The sequence below is a fragment of the Deltaproteobacteria bacterium PRO3 genome (assembly GCA_030263375.1).
Lineage (GTDB): Bacteria > UBA10199 > UBA10199 > DSSB01 > DSSB01 > DSSB01.
The window spans coordinates 12781-30515 of the sequence record SZOV01000007.1; the positions used below are offsets into that span (position 1 = coordinate 12781).

The 17735-nt window shown below is 63.6% G+C and carries 21 protein-coding genes; 12 read left to right on the forward strand and 9 right to left on the reverse strand.

Features of this window, described 5'->3' with window-relative positions; genetic code table 11:
• The first annotated feature begins 9 nt into the window (after positions 1 to 9).
• A complete protein-coding gene (locus FBR05_02410; protein ID MDL1871038.1) occupies positions 10 to 783 on the forward strand; it encodes a methyltransferase domain-containing protein in 774 nt (257 codons plus the stop codon).
• Between the two features lie 47 nt (positions 784 to 830).
• Here the strand turns inward: FBR05_02410 and FBR05_02415 are convergent, their stop codons facing one another.
• The 4 genes from FBR05_02415 to FBR05_02430 form a co-directional block, all read right to left on the reverse strand.
• Entirely contained in the window at positions 831 to 1262 is a 432-nt protein-coding gene (locus FBR05_02415) for an OsmC family protein (protein MDL1871039.1), read from the reverse strand.
• Positions 1263 to 1281: 19 nt separating this feature from the next.
• On the reverse strand, positions 1282 to 1686 hold the full coding sequence (gene apaG, locus FBR05_02420) for a Co2+/Mg2+ efflux protein ApaG (GenBank protein MDL1871040.1): 405 nt from the start codon (positions 1684 to 1686) through the stop codon (positions 1282 to 1284).
• Positions 1687 to 1753: 67 nt separating this feature from the next.
• Entirely contained in the window at positions 1754 to 2068 is a 315-nt protein-coding gene (locus tag FBR05_02425; protein MDL1871041.1) for a DUF962 domain-containing protein, read from the reverse strand.
• An 8-nt stretch (positions 2069 to 2076) separates the two neighbouring features.
• Complete coding sequence (locus tag FBR05_02430) at positions 2077 to 2733, reverse strand: hypothetical protein (GenBank protein ID MDL1871042.1); 657 nt, start codon at positions 2731 to 2733, stop codon at positions 2077 to 2079.
• A gap of 78 nt (positions 2734 to 2811) precedes the next feature.
• Here FBR05_02430 and FBR05_02435 point away from each other — a divergent pair, with 78 nt between their 5' ends.
• On the forward strand, positions 2812 to 3333 hold the full coding sequence (locus FBR05_02435) for an NUDIX hydrolase (protein MDL1871043.1): 522 nt from the start codon (positions 2812 to 2814) through the stop codon (positions 3331 to 3333).
• 21 nt (positions 3334 to 3354) lie between these two features.
• Here the strand turns inward: FBR05_02435 and FBR05_02440 are convergent, their stop codons facing one another.
• Genes FBR05_02440 through FBR05_02455 form a run of 4 tightly spaced genes read right to left on the reverse strand, consistent with a single transcriptional unit; the run spans position 3355 to position 6119 of the window.
• The gene (locus FBR05_02440; protein MDL1871044.1) at positions 3355 to 3993 is read right to left on the reverse strand and encodes a YdcF family protein; all 639 of its coding nucleotides are present in this window, start codon (positions 3991 to 3993) and stop codon (positions 3355 to 3357) included.
• Positions 3935 to 4354, reverse strand: a complete 420-nt coding sequence (locus FBR05_02445) for a YjbQ family protein (GenBank protein ID MDL1871045.1) — start codon at positions 4352 to 4354, stop codon at positions 3935 to 3937. The genes FBR05_02440 and FBR05_02445 overlap by 59 nt, the downstream gene beginning before the upstream one ends.
• Positions 4351 to 4902 (reverse strand): RNA 2',3'-cyclic phosphodiesterase, encoded by a 552-nt coding sequence (thpR, locus tag FBR05_02450; GenBank protein ID MDL1871046.1) that lies wholly within the window; start codon positions 4900 to 4902, stop codon positions 4351 to 4353. Before thpR ends, FBR05_02445 begins: the two co-directional genes overlap by 4 nt.
• 32 nt (positions 4903 to 4934) lie before the next feature.
• Positions 4935 to 6119 carry a hypothetical protein gene (locus FBR05_02455; GenBank protein ID MDL1871047.1) on the reverse strand — a complete coding sequence of 395 codons (1185 nt, stop codon included), beginning with the start codon at positions 6117 to 6119 and terminating at the stop codon, positions 4935 to 4937.
• 299 nt (positions 6120 to 6418) lie between these two features.
• Between FBR05_02455 and FBR05_02460 the strand changes: the two genes are divergently transcribed.
• Together FBR05_02460 and FBR05_02465 are read left to right on the forward strand one after the other, a co-directional pair.
• Complete coding sequence (locus FBR05_02460; protein ID MDL1871048.1) at positions 6419 to 7735, forward strand: hypothetical protein; 1317 nt, start codon at positions 6419 to 6421, stop codon at positions 7733 to 7735.
• 116 nt (positions 7736 to 7851) lie between these two features.
• Positions 7852 to 9534, forward strand: coding sequence for a hypothetical protein (locus tag FBR05_02465; GenBank protein MDL1871049.1), 1683 nt, complete (start codon positions 7852 to 7854; stop codon positions 9532 to 9534).
• 4 nt (positions 9535 to 9538) lie between these two features.
• Here FBR05_02465 and FBR05_02470 read toward each other — a convergent pair whose 3' ends face one another.
• Entirely contained in the window at positions 9539 to 9907 is a 369-nt protein-coding gene (locus FBR05_02470; protein MDL1871050.1) for a DUF1622 domain-containing protein, read from the reverse strand.
• Positions 9908 to 10073: 166 nt separating this feature from the next.
• Between FBR05_02470 and trpE the strand changes: the two genes are divergently transcribed.
• The 8 genes from trpE (at position 10074) to FBR05_02510 (ending at position 17722) form a co-directional block, all read left to right on the forward strand.
• Positions 10074 to 11537, forward strand: coding sequence for an anthranilate synthase component I (gene trpE / locus FBR05_02475; GenBank protein ID MDL1871051.1), 1464 nt, complete (start codon positions 10074 to 10076; stop codon positions 11535 to 11537).
• 106 nt (positions 11538 to 11643) lie between these two features.
• Positions 11644 to 12228, forward strand: coding sequence for an aminodeoxychorismate/anthranilate synthase component II (pabA, locus tag FBR05_02480; GenBank protein ID MDL1871052.1), 585 nt, complete (start codon positions 11644 to 11646; stop codon positions 12226 to 12228).
• Complete coding sequence (gene trpD, locus FBR05_02485) at positions 12225 to 13229, forward strand: anthranilate phosphoribosyltransferase (protein MDL1871053.1); 1005 nt, start codon at positions 12225 to 12227, stop codon at positions 13227 to 13229. The genes pabA and trpD overlap by 4 nt, the downstream gene beginning before the upstream one ends.
• Positions 13226 to 14005, forward strand: coding sequence for an indole-3-glycerol phosphate synthase TrpC (trpC, locus tag FBR05_02490; protein MDL1871054.1), 780 nt, complete (start codon positions 13226 to 13228; stop codon positions 14003 to 14005). Before trpD ends, trpC begins: the two co-directional genes overlap by 4 nt.
• On the forward strand, positions 14002 to 14631 hold the full coding sequence (locus FBR05_02495; protein ID MDL1871055.1) for a phosphoribosylanthranilate isomerase: 630 nt from the start codon (positions 14002 to 14004) through the stop codon (positions 14629 to 14631). The genes trpC and FBR05_02495 overlap by 4 nt, the downstream gene beginning before the upstream one ends.
• Positions 14632 to 14642: 11 nt before the next feature.
• Complete coding sequence (gene trpB, locus FBR05_02500) at positions 14643 to 15833, forward strand: tryptophan synthase subunit beta (protein MDL1871056.1); 1191 nt, start codon at positions 14643 to 14645, stop codon at positions 15831 to 15833.
• The gene (locus FBR05_02505; protein MDL1871057.1) at positions 15830 to 16630 is read left to right on the forward strand and encodes a tryptophan synthase subunit alpha; all 801 of its coding nucleotides are present in this window, start codon (positions 15830 to 15832) and stop codon (positions 16628 to 16630) included. Before trpB ends, FBR05_02505 begins: the two co-directional genes overlap by 4 nt.
• A 492-nt stretch (positions 16631 to 17122) precedes the next feature.
• Positions 17123 to 17722 carry an RNA polymerase sigma factor gene (locus FBR05_02510; protein ID MDL1871058.1) on the forward strand — a complete coding sequence of 200 codons (600 nt, stop codon included), beginning with the start codon at positions 17123 to 17125 and terminating at the stop codon, positions 17720 to 17722.
• Positions 17723 to 17735: the final 13 nt, after the last annotated feature.

Below are 17735 nucleotides of genomic sequence, written 5' to 3' on the forward strand. Positions count from 1 at the left end.
GCTCTCCCGATGCGCGACTACTGTATCGTTCGGTTGCATCTTGCGCCCGAAATCGAGGGCGAGGTGCGGGGCCGGATTTATCGGCACCCCTGCCTGGGCCTGGAATTCTCCCCCGAGGCTGGGCGCCTCGCCGCCCGCGCTTACTTTGACGCGGATTATCCGCTGGCCGAGCTGCGCCGCGACCTGGAGCGCCACGCCCCGGCCCTGCGCTGGGAGGGCGAGACGCGCATCCGCCTACCGGCGGCAAGGGATTCCGGCGCCGAGCCGGTCTCCGTTTCCTTGCTCGGGCGGGAGATCCTGCTGCGCGGCGGCCCCGCCTTCGGCAGCGGGGCCCATCCCACGACGCGGTTGGCGGCGGCATTGCTCGGAGAGATCGACCTGAGGGGCGCTTCCTTCCTGGACCTGGGCGCCGGGACCGGCATCCTCTCCATCCTGGCGCAAAAGCTCGGCGCCGCGGCGGTGACGGCCGTGGAGATCCTGCCGGAGGCGCGGGAGAACGCCGCGGAGAATTTCCGCCTCAACGGGACGGCCGGCATCGCCCTCGCGGCCGAGCCGGGCGAGACGGAAGGGCGCTACGACGTCATCGTCGCGAACATCCTCAGTCCCACTTTGATCGCGCTGGGAGACGCGATCTTAGCGCGCTTGAAGCCGGGAGGGCGGATCGTGCTGTCGGGGATCTTGTCCGGCGAGCTCGCGGAGGTCTTGCGGGCCTTCCGGCCCTGCGCCCTCGAGCGTCAAATGGAAGAGGCGGAGTGGCGCGCGTTGCGCCTGCGCGGCCGATAGCCGGCGCAGCGACGGGCCTATTTTTACCAGGAAAATCCCGCCTTCGCTCAACCTCGCTCGGACGGCGCGTCGTTTCCCCAGCGGAAGCGGGTCCGCACTTGGATGTCGGGGTGGATCGAGAGCGCGACCGGGCAGGTATGGGCGGCCTCTTCCAGCAAGCGGACCTTCTCGTCGTCGGGCCTAAGGGGGATTTGGAAATCGACCTCAAGCGCGGCGATGCGCCGTGGCCCCTCCTGCGACATGATCTTCTCGACGCGGATCTCCATTCCCTTCAAGTCGATGCCGTGCTTGCGCGAGACGATGCCCATGATCGTCGCCATGCAGGAGCCCAGCCCCGTCGCCACCAAGTCGGTGGGAGAGAAGCTCTCGCCCTTGCCCTGGTTATCGACCGGGGCGTCGGTGTGCAGCCGCGTGCCGGAGGGGGCATGTTCGGCCGCGACTCGAAGATCGCCTTGGTATTGCAGGTCGATTTTCACCATAAAATCATTTTAGCACGATTCAGTGCAGCGTGTATCCGGGCGCCAGCTCGAAGCGGGCGATCTCGGCGTCGAATTTTTCGCCGGTCTCGGAGACCATTTGGTAGGTGCCCCGCATGTTGCCGGTAGGGGTCTTCAAGGGACAGGCGCTGGAGTACTCGAAGGACTCCCCGGGCTCGAGGCGCGGCTGTTCGCCGACCACGCCGGGGCCCTGCACCTCTTCCACTTGGCCGTCGCCGTCGGTGATGATCCAGTGCCGGCTGATCAGCTGGGCCGCGGAGTCGCCGTGGTTGCGGATCTTCACGTGGTAGACGAAGAAATAATAGCCGTTGCCGGGATCGCTGCGCTCGGGATCGAACTCGCTCTCGACGTCGACCTGGATGCCGCGGGTGGTGGCGCTGGATTTGGGGTTGACCGTGTGTTTCATAGGCTCCTCTGGAAGCAGTCGCCTGCTCTACGCCAGAACGCGATAATTTTGAAGGAATTTCTCGGGATTAGCCTCGGGCTTTCCAATCGGTGTCCGCGGGCTTGGGCTTGGAGAAGAGGCCGCCTAGCTTCTTGGCCAGCCAGATCGGCCCGATCAAGAGATAGGCGGGGTTGGAGAAGAAGGCGGGCGGCTTGCCTTCCACCGCATGGCCGAGGAATTGGAAGGCCCAGCCTACGCCGAACAGGATCAGTCCGACCTTCCAATCGAAGAAAATCCAAGCAAGGCTGACGAGGATCATCGGGATCCCGATCGCATGCATCGCGTGGTTGAAGGGATGCGTGTGGGAGCGCTTGTAGTTTTCGATCAAGTCCTGGACGGTCATCGCGGACCTCAGGGCCCCGGATGCAGGCGCAAGGCGACGGACTGGGCGTACATATATAGAACCACAATCCCGACCAGCGTATCAAGGCTGGGGCCCCAGAGGCGGGTGAAGGCGTTGGGCGGCTGCCCGGCGGCCGGACGCAGCTTGAGCGTGGCCAGCATCAGCAGGCGCCCGGCGAGGAAGGCGAGGGCCAAATAGCCGAGGCTTTCCCAGAGGCCCGGATAGAGGGCTTCGGCGGGGATTTTGCGGCCGAGCCGCGCCTCGAGGTAGGGATGGGAGAGCAGGCGAAACAGGATGCCGCCGCCGACTAGGACCTCTAGCCCCGGAGAGCCGGCTAGGAAATTTCCGAGCCAGGGCAGGAAGGAGAGCAGGGCGATGGCGAGGGCGGCGATGAGGCCGGCGCGGGTCGCCAGCATCGCGAAGCCCTCGACGGCGGCCCAGGAGGCGCGGGGCTCGAGGCCCAACAGGACGGGCAGGGTCCACAGCAAGAGCAGGCCCAAGGCCAGGGCCTGAAAGAGGACCCCGACAATTTGGGTCAGGCAGCCCGCCGAGAAGGCCTCGTCCATCTCCTTTTGCCCGGTGGACCAGCGGATCAGTCGCAGGTAGAGGATCTGCGCGGTCATCCACAGCAGCGTGGCGAGGGCGACCGAGGGGTGGACGAGCATTTTGCATCCGTGCGATAAGCTGTCGAGAAACATCGCGGGCTATATAGTCCGCGGGCCAACGCTAACCAAGGAAAAATCATGAGCGATGCCGGCGTATTGTACCGAGGCCGTTTCCTTCAATTGAAGGAGGGCCAAGGCTGGGAGTGGGTGGAGCGGGTGAATTGCACCGGCGTGGTGATGCTGGTGGCGAGGACCCCCGAGGGGAAGGTCCTGCTGGTCGAGCAGTACCGCATCCCGGTCGGCGCCCCGGTGATCGAGTTTCCCGCGGGCTTGGTGGGCGACGGCGCGGGGCATGGCGAAGACCTGGCTACCGCGGCCCGGCGCGAACTCTTGGAAGAGACGGGCTACGAGGCGGGGGTTTTGGAATTTCTGTCGGAGGGGCCGCCCTCCGCGGGCCTAAGCCCCGAGGCGATCACGATCTTCCTCGCCCGCGACCTGAAGCGGGTGGGGGAGGGCGGGGGCGACGCGACGGAGACGATCCTCGTGCACGAGGTGCCGGCGGGAGAGGTCGAGGCCTGGCTGGAGGCCAAGCGGCGGGAGGGTTGCCGGGTGGACCCGAAGGTCTATGCGGGCCTGTATTTTTTGGGGCGGAGATCGTAGGGGCGAACACAAGGTTCGCCCCTACAGCCTGCGCAAAATCCAATACTTCACGTAGGCCCCCGACTCCCGCAGCGTCATCTTCGCGCGGCTCCAGAAACCTCGTACGCGCGTCTCGGGCACCGCCGCGGGGATCGCGTTCAAGCCCACGTCCTGCGCCATCCGCATCGCCCGCCGCAGGTGCAGGGGGTCGCTGACGATCAGGACGAAATCGCCCGGATTGGGCAGCAGCTCCTTCGCGTAGCGCAGGTTTTCGATCGTGATCCGCGAGCGCGTCTCGAGGAGCATCGCGTCCTCGGGCACCCCGCGCGCCAGGGCGTAGTCGCGGGCGACGATCGCCTGGGGCGGCTCGCCGGGCGCGCCCGTGAAGAGGAGCTTGCGCACCTTGCCTTCCTGATAGAGGCGGATCGCGTACTCGATGCGCTCCCGGAAGAAGGGCAGGGGCTCCGGGCCCGCGCTGCGGGCGCCCAGGACGATGGCGATGTCGGCGGCAGGGGGCGGCATCAGGGACTCGGCGTAAGAGACGGTGCGCCAGGCCTGGTAGGCCAAGACGGCGGCGATCAGGAGCGCCAATGCGGCGAGGCGGCGGCGCCAGGGGCGTCGCTTATTCGCCGAGGATCTTGACCAAGACCCGCTTCTTGCGGCGCCCGTCGAATTCTCCATAAAAGATCTGCTCCCAGGGACCGAAGTCGAGGCGTCCCTCCGTTACCGCGCAGACCACCTCGCGGCCCATGATCTGGCGCTTGATGTGGGCGTCGGCGTTGTCCTCGCCGGTGTCGTTGTGGCGGTACTGCGAGACGGGCGCGTGCGGCGCCAGTCTTTCCAGAAATACCTCAAAGTCGTGGTGCAGCCCCGTCTCGTCGTCGTTGACGAAGACCGAGGCGCTGATATGCATGGCGTTGACCAAGAGCAGGCCCTCGCGGATCCCGCTCTCGCGCAGCGCGGCCTCGACCTGCGGGGTGATGTTGACGAAGGCCCGGCGGGTCGGGACGTTCATCCAGATCTCTTTGCGGAAGGACTTCATGACGACGACCCCTGGCGCAAGGGGAAGCTGGCCTCCTTGCGGTGCTCCGCAGCTTTAGGGGAAAGCCGGCTCGAGTACAAGTGAAACTCCTCGACCTGGAAGGCCGGGCTGCGCAGTCCGTGGAACTTCATCAAGAAGCGGGCGGTCTCGGCCGGCGCGGGGAATTTCAAGCGCGCCAAGGTGAGATGGGGCGAGAAGGCCTTGGTCTCGGGCGGAAGGCCGAGGGCCTGCGCGAGTGCCTCGACCTGATTTTGCAAGGCGTAGAGCTCGGGACCGGCCTCGAGGCCCGCCCAGAGCACGCGGGGTCTTTGCGGATTGGGGAAGGTGCCGACGCCTTGCAGGGCCAGGGGGAAGGACGGGGCGGCGATCTCCCGGAGGCCGGAGCGCAGGGCCTCGAAGGTCTCGTCCGGGCATTCCCCCAAAAAGCGCAGGGTGAGGTGCAGTTGCTCGGGGGAGGTCCACTTGGCGCCGGGGATCTTTTCCCGGAAGAGCGGGGCCAGGGCCTTGCGCAGGCTTAGGGGGAAGTCCAGGGCGACGAAGAGGCGCATGGCCCTATCCTAATCGAAAGCCCGGTTTAAGATCAAAGGCCGGCTTCGTCACCGCCCTCGTCGGAATCCGCCTCGGCGGGGGAGTTCTCGGCCTCGGCCTCCTCGGCCTGGCGTTTGGCCTCGGCGTAGGCCTGCAGGCGCTCGGCCGCCTCGGCATAAGAGATATTCTCGTGGTGCATGTCCTTGCGACGGCGGTCGTCCTTGGGGCCGTCGTATTTTCCGTCTTGATTGATGTAATAGATATTCTTGTCGCCCGGGCTGTTGCCCCGGCGGATCGCGTCCGACATCGCCTCGAGGATTTTCGAGGGGATTTTCTCGAAGAGTTCGGGATTCTGCTTCTCCAAGACCACGTAGACCAAGGCGAGCGCGTTGTCCGCGCTGCCGCCGGACAGGGAGTCGATCGAGGCCGCGACGCCGGCCTCCCAATCGCCGGAGACCGCGGCCTCCGCCATCTCGGAGATGATGCGGCTCGCGAATTCCGTGACGTCCTCGTGGTAATCCTTGATGTGCTTCTTTCCCCAGACCTTGGCGGTGAAGTAACGCTCTCCCTTGGAGCCGTTGAGGTAACCCAGGGCGTCGAGCAGCTGGTCTTTCGTCCTTTCGTTGTCCTCCGCCTGCGCCTCGGCCTTGGCAGCCTGCTCTTCGGCCTCCACCGCCGCCTGCTCCGCCTTCTGGATCTCCGCCTCCAGTCCCTCCTTCAAATCCTCGAGGCCCTCGCCGAGCTCCTCGCTGTCGACCTCGGTCTCCGGCATTTCGGCGCCCGCCTCCAAGCCGCTGTTTTGCAAGGCTTGCTCGTGATCGCGGTAGCTCTTGAGGTCGCTCTCGATCTCGGTAAGGGCGTCCTCGATGTCGCGCAGGCGTTTCGCCTTATCCTCCGGCGCCAGGTCTTGGAGCCCGTCCTGCAAATCCTCGAATTGCCCTTGGGCCTCTTGGTAGGCCTCCGCCAGCTTCTCCCCGTTTTTCTCCAGCCACTCGATCTCTTTCGCCTGCTCGGGGCTGGGGCCCGCCGGGATCTCTTCGCCGAATTCCGCTTCCGCGGCTGCCTCCGCTTCCGCATCGGTCCCCATGCCGAAATCCGCCTCCTCCAGGTACTCGGCGTCGAAGCCCGCGTATTCCTCGGGGAGGTAGGAGCTTTCGGACGGCGGGTGGCCGGCAGGCTCTTGTACAGGAAAGTAACGGTCTAAATAGAGGGTGTTTTTGGGCAGGCTTTGGCTCACGACGATCTCCTTGGGGGAGGCGTCTGGCCTCCCGTGCCCTGGAGAATTGCAGGGGAGATGCCAGGGAAAGTACAAGGGACTATATATTTAACTATATGAATATATTAATGTTTTTAATGAGGGCTTTGGTGAGGTCTCCAGGGGCGCGCAAAAACGGAAATTTCATGAAATGAAAAGCGGCGGTCGCGGGGAGGAGTTCACCCCAATGTCACCGACAAAGTTCGCAATTTTTTCTTCCACCCGTCGAATATTCGTCAAACCCAAAAAGGATTAGGCCGCTTGGAAAAGGAGACGGGTCTATGTTGCGACGCAAAATTCTGGGGCTCATGATCATCGGAAGCTGCCTCGCCGCCACGGCGGCGCAGGCGAAGGACTCGGTCGTGGGATTCAAGGTCGAGGAGCCCTCCGCGTCTTCGGCCGAGCGCCTGACGGCGCCCGTCCCCGAGACCCCCAAGACCGCCAAGCAGTCGGTCGTGGGACAGAAGACCCTGAAGGCCGATAAGAAGACCGAGGCCCCGGCCCCCGCGCCGGCGCCCGCTCCCGAGGTCAAGGCCGAGGCACCGAAAGAGCCGAAGACCGCGGGCTACGACAAGGGCTTCTTCATCCAGAGCCCCGACGGCAAGTACAAGATCGTCTTCAGCGGCTATGCGCAATTCCACCTCGAGTACGACCGTGAAGAGGGGAAGAACAACATCGGCTTCCGCGTGCGCCGCGCCCGGCTTTCGTGGGCGGGAAACCTGGCCGGAAAGAACCTCACCTATAAATTCCAGATCGACCTCGTGAAGTTCAAGGACGAGCTCCTGCTCGACGCCTACATGAACTACAAGTTCTACGAGGCCCTCGAGGTACGCTTCGGCCAGTTCACCATGCCCTGGATCCGGCAGCACCAGATCTCCAGCTCGGCGCAGGAATTCGTCGACCGCTCATTGGCCTCCAACGAATTTTTGATCTTCCACGACACCGACTCCGATAAGGACGGGGTCCCCGACAAGCGGATCCGCAACGGTCGCGACGTTGGTCTCATGATCCACGGCAAGCCCTTCGACAAGAAACTCGAGTACCAGGTCGGTATCTTCAACGGCAGCGGGACCAACAGTCTCAACATCAACAACCACATGGTCTACACGGGCCGCGCGGTCTACAACATCCGCGGCCAGGCCGGCTACGAGGAGGGCGACTACGCCTACACCGAGGACCCTGCGCTGTACTTCGGCTCCTCGGGCAACTACTTCGTCTCGGATCTGACCAACGACAAGGTCACCCAGTTCGGCGCCGAGACGGGGCTTAAGTGGAAGGGGCTCGCCCTGCAGGGCGAATTCTTCTACCGCAACAGCAAGCCCGGCGACACGACTTTGACCACCACCAATGACTACGGCTACTATGCCCAGGCCGGTTATTTCGTCCTGAAGAAAAAGCTCGAGCTGGCCGCCCGCGCCTCGATGGTCTTCCTGGAAGGCATCCAAAACGACAAGGGCGAGTTCCAGGCGGGGTTGAACTACTTCATCCTCGGCCAGTACTTGAAGATGCAGACCGATTACTCCGTCCTTCCGACCAACACCAAGGACGGCGTGCAAACCGCCCAAAAATGGCGGCTGCGCCTCCAGACCAAGTTTTAGTCGTCGCCCGCGCCGTTCTTCCAAAATTTTTCGAAAATGGCGGATATTCGCTTGATCCAGCCCTCTCCGGCATATAGAGGGCGCGGGGGTGGGGGTATTCGCCGCGAGGTTGGCCCATGTCCGAATCGATTCCGTCGCATCCCTTTCGCAAGATCAGTCCGCTCGTCTTCGCCTTGATCCTTTGGGGCATCGTCTGCGCCCGGCAGATGAACCCCGCGCCCAAGGCGGCCGGCACGGCCCCCGCCGCGCCCTTTGCCGAGGCGGTCCCGGACACCCACGCGGCCCCCGAACGCCCTGCAGTCAAGAGCGTCATCTTGATGATCGGCGACGGCATGGGCGTCCAACAGGTCTCCCAGGCTGTTCTGTACCGGCAACTCCGCAAGCCGGAAGACCCCGAGCTGGCCCTCGAGAAGCTCCTGAAAAACCACCCCAACGGCCTCGTGCGCACCTCGGCCTACGGCGATATCGTCACCGATTCGGCGGCCGCGGCGACGGCGATGGCCTGCGGGCAGAAGGTCTTGAACGAGGCGGTCGGGATCGACGTCAACGGCTATCCCTGCGAGACGGTCCTCGAGAAGGCCGAGAAGTTGGGGAAGGCGACCGGCCTCGTCTCCACCACGCGCATCACGCACGCTACGCCCGGCAGCTTCGCGGCCCACCAGGTCTTCCGCGACATGGAGAACGAGATCGCCGAGGACATGATCGAAAAACACGACATCGAGGTGCTGCTGAGCGGCGGGATCGCCAACCTGATCCCGAAGTACCGCTTCGAGAAGACGCAGACCCCGATGAAGGCCTCGGATCTACCGGAGTGCGTCGGCATGGACCCCGCGATCGACGGCCTCAGCAAGCGCGGCGACCAAAAGGACCTGATCGCCGCGGCCAGCGCCAAGGGCATGACCTTCGTCTGCACCGCCGAGCAGCTGGCGGGCCTGGAGATCGCCGAGCACAGCAAGGTCCTGGGCCTGTTCAGCGCCTCGGTCTTTCCGATGGTCCAGGAACGGAACGCGATCGCGACGATTCCCAACCTCGAGACCCTGACGAAGAAGTCCCTGGAGATTTTGGAAAAAAAGAAAAACGGCTTTTTCCTGATGGTCGAGGGCGGGCTGATCGATTACGCCGGTCACGACAACGACGCCGGGACCATGCTGCAGGAGACCCTCGATTTCGACGCGGCCATTCGGGTCGCGATGGAATACGTCGAAAAGCACCCGGACACCTTGTTGATCGTCACCGCCGACCACGAGACCGGCGGCTTCGGCTTCGCCTACCAGAAATCCCCGGGGATTGAGCAGACGCTGCCTTCGGGTCTCCACTACCAGAAACCCTACGACTTCGCGCCCTTCGACCGCTTCGACCTGCTGATGAAGCAGAAGAAGTCCTTCCGCGCCATCCTCGAGCCGATCACCAAGCGACTGTACCCGAAAGAGGTCAAGCCGGACACATTGCCCTATACGCTGGACATGGCCGTCCAAGACCTGATGGCCGCGATGAAGGCGCATACCGCCTACGAGCTGACGCCGGACCAGGCCAAGGCCGTCCTCGTCCGCAAGCCGGGGGCCAAGGACGCCGAGCCGGAGGATTTCCCCGAGTTCTACGTCCATTCCTCGATTCACCCCGACCTGATGGGTCGCGAGGTGGCCACGCAGAACAACGCGGTCTGGGCCGCCGGCACCCACACCTCCACGCCGGTCCAGGCGATGGCGATGGGGCCCGCGCGCTATGCCGAGCGGGTGCGGGGCTTCATCGACAACACCGAGATCGCCAAGATCGTCGAAGACGCCCTGAAGGGGCGTTGAGCGTTTAGGGGTTTTCGCGGCGGTTACGGCTCCAGGGGAAGCTGCCGTTGATCTCGACCTCGAGCTGCATGCTGAGGAACAAGCGGATCAAGATGATGATGCTGAGCAGCCCCACGGATTTGTAGGTGGGGGAGACGGCGACGGTGCGGATGATGTCGCCGGCGACGAGAAATTCCAGACCTAACAGGATGGTGCGCCCGAGGTTTTCCCGCAGGCGTTTGTAGGCATCGTCCAGGCCCTTGGCCCGCCCCGAACGGAGGAAGGCCGCCAAGGAAAACAGGGCGCCCACCACGATGATGGCGACGCCTAGACCGTCGATAGCCAAGCCGATCCATTGGATCCATTGCGCGAAACTGGGGATGAGGTCTTCCATGGGCTCGAAGACCCATCTTAAGCGCAAAGGGCCCTTCGCCAAACCGAAAAATTAGGCCGTTTTAAGCCCTTGAAAACCACGGGTGCTTGGGCCAAGTCGCAGTTTGCGCCAGACTCTGAATCTAATGACTTTGACCGCCGTCCCAGCCCTGTGCTAACCCCAAGGGATGTCCTCGCTTTCCTTCAAAGAATTCAAGCGCCTGGCCGAGGGGGGCAACCTGGTCCCGCTGACGGCCACCCTCAACGCGGACACCGAGACGCCGGTCTCCGCCTTCCTCAAGATGACCGAGGGGCCCTATCGATTTCTCCTCGAGTCGATGGAGGGCGGGGAGAAGTGGGGGCGCTATTCCTTCCTGGGCTCCGAGCCGCACCTGGTGCTGCGCTCGCAGGACGACAGGATCGAGATCCTGCGCGGCAAGCGCGTCGACCGGCTGCAGGGCAATCCCCTCGAGGCGATCCGCGAGACCCTGAAGGGCTTTTCGCCGGTCCACGTCGAGGGCCTGCCGCGCTTCGCCGGCGGCTTCGTCGGTTACCTGGGCTACGACATGGTGCGGTTTATGGAGCGGCTGCCCGACCGGAAGAAGCGGGGCCTGCCGCTCTACGACAGCCAGCTGATGCTGCAAGATTCGCTGATCGCCTTCGACAACGTCCAGCACGAGCTGAAGGTGGTGGTGATGGCCCACCTGGGCGGGAAGAATACCGTGAAAAAGGCCTACGAGCAGGCCGAGCGGCGCCTGCGGGCGATCTCCGCGCGCCTGAAACGCGCCCTGCCGAAGGAGAAGCCTTCGCGCGTCGCGCCGGGCAAGCCGAAGAGCAACACCCCCGAGGCGGCCTTCCACGCGATGGTCGAGCGGGCCAAGGAGTACATCCGGGCGGGCGATATCTTCCAGGTCGTCCTCTCCCAGCGTTGGGAGGCGGCCTGCAAGGTGCCGCCCTTCCGCGTCTACCGCGAGCTGCGCAAGCTCAATCCCTCGCCTTATCTCTTCCACCTCGAGATGGACGGGCAGGGGCTGACCGGTTCCTCGCCCGAGGTGATGGTGCGGCTGGAGGGCTCGAAGGTCACGGTGCGGCCCATCGCCGGGACGCGGCGCCGCGGCCGCGATGCCGCCGACGAAATTCGGATGGAGAAAGAGATGCTCGCCGATCCCAAGGAGGTCGCCGAGCACATCATGCTGGTCGACCTGGGCCGCAACGACGTGGGGCGCGTGGCGAAGCGGGGCAGCGTCAAGGTCACCGAGCTGATGGCGGTGGAGAAATACTCCCACGTCATGCACCTGGTCTCCAACGTCGAGGGCGAGCTGGACCCGCGCTTCGACGCGATCGACGTGCTGCGAGCGACCTTCCCGGCCGGCACGCTCTCGGGGGCGCCGAAGATCCGCGCCATGGAAATCATCGAGGAGCTCGAGGTCGGGCGACGCGGGCCTTACGGCGGCGCGGTCGGGTATTTCGACTTCCAGGGCAACATGGACACCGCGATCACCATACGCAGCATGGCCTTCGCGCGGGGCAAGGTGTGGTTCCAGTCGGGGGGAGGCATTGTCCTCGACTCCCGTCCTGAGCTAGAGTACCTCGAGTCGAACAACAAGGCGAAGGCCGTGATGGAGGCCCTAAAGAAGTGTCGAAGTGCTTAAGTGCCTAAGTGCTTAAGTTTTTCGGCACTGACGACGTAAAGAAAATCAATATGGCAAAAAAAACTTAGACACTTAGGCACTTAGACACTTAGGCACTTAAATCCGTATGCTCCTGATGATCGACAACTACGATTCCTTCACCTACAACCTCGTCCAGTACCTGGGCGAGCTGGGGGCCGAACTCTTGGTCAAGCGCAACGACGAGCTAAACGTCGCGCAGATCCGCGAGCTGAAGCCCGAGGCGATCGTGATCTCGCCGGGGCCCTGTACGCCCAACGAGGCGGGGATCTCCCTGGAGGTGATCGACAAGCTGAAGGGGGAATTTCCCATTTTGGGCGTCTGCCTCGGCCACCAGGCCATCGGGCAGGCCTTTGGCGGCAAGGTGATCCGCGCGAGCAACGTCATGCACGGAAAGACCAGCGAGATCCATCACGACGGCAAGACGCTCTTCGCGGGACTGCCCAACCCCTTCGTCGCCACGCGCTATCATTCTCTCATCGTCGAGCGCGAATCGCTCCCCGATTCGCTGGAGATCTCGGCTTGGACCGACGCGGGCGAGATCATGGGGCTCCGACACAAGAAATACCTGGTCGAGGGGGTGCAGTTTCATCCCGAGTCCATCTTGACCAAGTCCGGCAAGCAGCTCCTGAACAATTTTCTGACACGGGTGAAGACGGCGCGGGCGGCATGAAAGAACTGCTGAAAAAGATCATCGCCGAAGAACCCTTGGCCCCGGAAGAGATCCGCGGCGGCTTCGAGGCGATCTTGAGCCCCGAGACCCGCGACTCCGAGATCGCCTTGTTCCTGACCTCGCTCTCGACGCGCGGCCTGGACGCCGACGTCCTGACCGAGGCGGCGCGGGTGCTGCGCGAAAAGATGACTCCGGTGCGCCTCAAGGTCGCGGGCGCCGTGGACACCTGCGGGACGGGCGGCGACCGCAGCGGCTCCTTCAATTTCTCGACGGCGGCGGGGCTCCTGGTCGCTGCCTGCGGGGTGCCGGTGGCGAAGCACGGCAACCGGGCGATCACCTCGAAGTCTGGCAGCGCGGATCTGCTGGAGGCGCTGGGTATTCCCATCGATCTGGGGCCGGAGGCCGTCGCCGAGGCGATCGAAACAAGGCATTTCGGCTTCATGTTGGCCCCGCGCTACCACCCCGCGACCCAGCGGGTGCAGCAGATCCGTCGGCAGCTCGACATGGTGACGGTGTTTAACTTCCTCGGCCCCTTGCTCAACCCGGCCCAGGTCCGGCACCAAGTGGTTGGGGTCTTCGCGCCGGGGATGCGGCCCATCCTGGGCGAGGCCCTGCGCCGGCTCGGCACCGAGCGGGCCTGGGTGGTGAGCAGCGAGTCGGGCCTGGACGAGCTGAGCCCCAGCGGGCCGACCCACGTGACCGAGGTGACGCCGCAGGGCTTGGAAGAGAAGGTCGTGACGCCCGCCGACGCCGGGCTGCGGGCCAGCGACCCCAAGTTTGTATTGGGCAAGGACGCCGCGCATAACGCCAAGCTGCTCCGGGGCATCTTCGACAAGACCTTCTTCGGCCCGATCCGCGACGGCGTCGTCCTCAACGCGGCCGCCGCGCTGGTCGTGGCAGGCCAGGCGAAGGATTTGAAGGAAGCCGCGGTGCAGGCCAAGGACGCCATCGAGAGCGGGGCTGCGGCGGAAAAGCTGGAGAATTTGGTGCGGAAGCCATGATCCTGGAGAAGATCTACAAATATAAGTTGGAGGAGTTGGAGCATTACAAGCGCCAGCTCCGGCCCGAGGACGCCAAGGAGCGGGCGAAGGACGCCGCTTATCGGCCCCTTTCGCTCGCCAAGGCCTTGCGTGAGGCGCCTGGGGCCTTTGCGGTGATCGCCGAGATCAAGCGGCAGTCGCCCAGCAAGGGCGTCCTGCGCGCCGACTTCGATCCCGTCGGCATCGCCCGCGGTTACGAAGAGGCCGGTGCGGCCGCGCTGTCCGTCTTGACCGACGAGCACTTCTTCGGAGGTCACCTCGAACACCTGCGCCAGGTGCGGCAGGCGGTCAAGTTGCCGCTGCTGCGGAAGGATTTCCTCTGGGATCCCTATCAAATTTACGTCGCGCGCGAGGCCGGGGCCGACGCCATCCTCTTGATCGCCGCGATGCTGGGCCGTTGGCAGATGGAAGACCTGCAGGGACTCGCGGAGGAGCTGGGCCTCTCCGTCTTGGTCGAGGTCCACGACGCCGCCGAGGCCGAGCGCGCCGCAGGCATCGGAGCCAAGATCGTCGGCATCAACAACCGGGATCTCAAGACCTTCAAGGTCGACGTCGGCCTGACCGAGGCGCTCTTGCCCAAGCTCCCCGCCGCCGCGGTGAAGGTCAGCGAGAGCGGCCTGGATTCCGCCGAGGTCCTGAAGCGTCTGAAGGCCGCGGGGGCCGACGCCTTCCTGATCGGCGAGGCCTTCATGAAGGCGCCTCATCCCGGCGAGGCCCTGAAAGGATTTCTGAAATGACCCTGGTCAAGATCTGCGGCCTCACCGACTTGAACGACACCCTCGACGCCGTCGAGCTGGGCGCGGACTACCTGGGCTTTAACTTCTACCCGGACTCGCCGCGCTTCGTGGACTACGAGGTCGCCGAGCGGATCTTCGAGGAGATCCCCACCAATATCCCGAAGGTCGGCGTCTTCGTGAACGAGGATATCGGCAAGGTCGTGGACCTGGCGATCGAACTCGGGCTTGACATGCTGCAGTTCCACGGCGATGAATCGCCCGAGTCGCTCAATGGCCTGGGGCGCCCTTGGTACAAGGCCTTCCGCCTCAAGGCCCCCGAAGATCTGGCGGAGATTCCGAAGTACCACTGCGACTGGATCCTGGTCGACGCCTATTCCGAGAAGGCCTACGGCGGCACGGGGCTGACGGCGCACTGGGACTTGGTCCACGAGGCGGAGAAGTTCGGCAAAAAGATCGTCCTGGCCGGCGGGCTCAATCCCGACAACGTCGCCGTCGCGATCGCCACGGTGAAGCCCTTCATGGTCGACGTGGCCAGCGGTGTGGAGGCCTCGCCGGGGCGGAAGGACCGGCACAAGATGGAAGTCTTTATCTCCAAGGCCAAATCGGCCCTGGTGCGGGTGAAATGATGAAATCAAAAATGGATTTTAAGAAATACAAGGGACCCGATCGGCGCGGGCACTTCGGATCCTTCGGCGGCAAATACGTCGCCGAGACCCTGATGCCCGCGCTCTTCGAGTTGGAGACCGCCTACAACAAGATCCGCCGCGACCGCGAGTTTAAGAAAGAATTCGACTACTACGCGAAGAACTACGTCGGGCGCCCAACGCCGCTGTATTTCGCCGCGCGGTTGAGCGAGAAGCTGGGGCTCAAGGTCTACCTCAAGCGGGAGGACCTCTGCCACACCGGCGCCCACAAGGTGAACAACACCCTCGGTCAGATCCTGCTCGCCCGCCGCATGGGCAAGAAGCGCATCATCGCCGAGACCGGCGCGGGCCAGCACGGCGTCGCGACGGCGACGATGTGCGCGCTCTTCGGCCTCGACTGCGAGGTCTACATGGGCAAGGAGGACATCGTGCGCCAGTCGCTGAATGTCTTCCGCATGAAGCTCTTGGGCGCCAAGGTCATCCCCGTCACCAGCGGCTCGGCCACCTTGAAGGACGCCCTCAACGAAGCCTTGCGCGACTGGATCACGAACATTCGCAACACTTACTATTGCATCGGCACCGTCGCCGGGCCGCACCCTTATCCCTTGCTGGTGCGCGACTTTCAAAAGGTCATCGGCGAGGAGGCGCGCCGGCAGATCCTCAAGGCCGAGGGGCGGCTCCCGGACGAGGTCGTGGCCTGCGTCGGCGGCGGCTCCAACGCGATGGGGATCTTTTATCCCTTTATCAAGGACGAAAAGGTCGACTTGGTCGGCGTCGAGGCCGCCGGCAGCGGGGTCCGGACCGGCAAACACGCCGCGACCCTAGTAGCCGGAAAGGTCGGCGTCCTACATGGACAAAAGTCCTATCTCTTGCAGGACGAAGAGGGGCAGGTGATGGAGACCCATTCGATCAGCGCCGGACTGGATTACCCCGGCGTCGGGCCCGAGCATGCGTATCTGCACGAGCAGGGAAGGGCGCGCTACGTCCCCGTCACCGATGCCGAGGCGATGGCCGGCTTCGACCTATTGACCCGCTACGAGGGCATCCTGCCGGCCCTCGAGAGCAGCCATGCCGTGGCTTACTTGAGCAAGGCCAAGAAGGGGCGGCTCTTGGTGGTCAACCTGAGCGGGCGGGGGGACAAGGACATGGGGACCATCGCCAGGGTCAAGAAGGTAAGCCTGTGAAGAACCGCATCGAGAAGAAATTCGCCGAGCTTAAAAAAGCCGGAAAGAAGGCCATGGTGGCCTTCGTCACCGCCGGCGACCCCAACCTCAAATTCACCCCGCAGGTGGTCTGGGGCCTGGAAGAGGCGGGGGTGGATATCGTCGAGTTGGGTGTTCCCTTCAGCGACCCCATGGCCGACGGCCCGGTCATTCAAAAGAGCAGCGAGCGGGCGCTGAAGGCGGGGACCAAGTTGCCGGGGATCTTCAAGGCCGTCGAGACCATCCGCAAGAAGAGCCAGGTCCCGATTTTGCTCATGGGATACTTTAACCCTATCCTACAATACGGCATTTCCGATTACTTTCGCGATGCCAAGGGGGCGGGAGTCGACGGGACGCTCTTGGTGGACCTGCCGCCGGAAGAGGGGGAGGAGACTCGGCAGGCGGCCAGCAAGGCCGGGGTTTCCTTGATCTACCTCCTGGCGCCCACCAGCGACCGCAAGCGCATCGACCTGGTGCGAAAGAAGGGCTCGGGCTTCATCTATTATGTCTCGCTGACCGGGGTGACCGGGGCGGCCATCCATGCCCAGCCTGAAATCAAGGAGCAGATCGCCCAAGTCGTGAAGGGCAGCCGCCTGCCGGTCTGTGTGGGCTTCGGGATCAAGACGCCCGAGCAGGCGCGGGCGGTGGCGAAGTTGGCAGACGGGGTGGTGGTGGGGTCGGCCCTGGTCGACTGCTTTGCCAATGGAAAACCTCAGGTAGGGCTTGAAAAGGCAAAAAGGTTGGCGGCGTCCATAGCTAAAGCTGTTCATTCGCTATAGTTTTTAACTATATAAAATTTAATTATTTTCATAATTATTTTGTTTGAATAACCGGGACCTCCTGGTCTTGCGGCATTCTCCTATCCTCGGAACATCCCTAGCCCCCCATCCCTAATGTTAACAAGCACGAGCCCCTAGCCGGGGGCGATATGTCCCCAAGCGGGACCCTCTGAAAAGCCGATCACCTTGAGGCATCCAATAATATCGGCTTTTCGGCGGAGGCCTGGCCCCCGGCCTAAGGGGGCCAGGCCGTGTCCCCGCTGGGACATATCGCCCCCGGCTAGGGGCGGGCGGGGCATAAGGACCACAGAGGGGGCCATAGGCAATACCTAGGCAAAAATAGAGGCGTAAGGGATAGGGCGGCAATCTGGATTCTATTCTCCATTTTCAACCGGAGAAAAAATTTAAATACCTAAAACCTTATTTTCTCAAGTCCGTTCCAACAGTTATCTTGACCAGCTCGGGTCTCTGACATTACGGTGGGTCCCGTTTATGGGGACCATGCGCAGCGACGAAGAACTTATGGTGGCCTTTCAGGCCGGCGATACCGCCGCCTTTGAGGTGCTGATCCGGCGTCACCAGAACGGCGTGTATAACTTCATCGTCCGTTTTCTGGGGAACCGCGAGGTGGCCGAGGAGGTCTTTCAAGAGGCCTTCCTCAAGGTCCACCAGGCGGCGGATCGCTACCTGCCCAACGGCAAGTTCACCACCTGGCTCTACACGATCGTGCGCAACCTCTGCGTCGATACCTTCCGGCGACGGAAGATCCGCGAGGCGGTCAGCCTGGACGACCGGGGCGAGAACGGCGAGCGCAACCTCGCCGACACCATCGCCGGCGACGAGATCCCGGCCGACGTCGTCTCCTCCGCCAACGAGATCGAGGCGGTGCTCGAGAAGGCCCTGGCCAAGCTGAATGAAGACCAACGCGAGGTCTTCCTGCTCCGCGAAAAGGAGGGGCTGAAGTTCGAGGAGATCGCCGAGGTGACCGGCGTCTCGGTCAATACGGTGAAAAGCCGCATGCGCTACGCCCTCGAGGCCCTGCGGCGCAGCCTGAAACAGTCGAAATATCGTGAATTGCTGGAGAGGGATTGAGCGTTTAAAATGG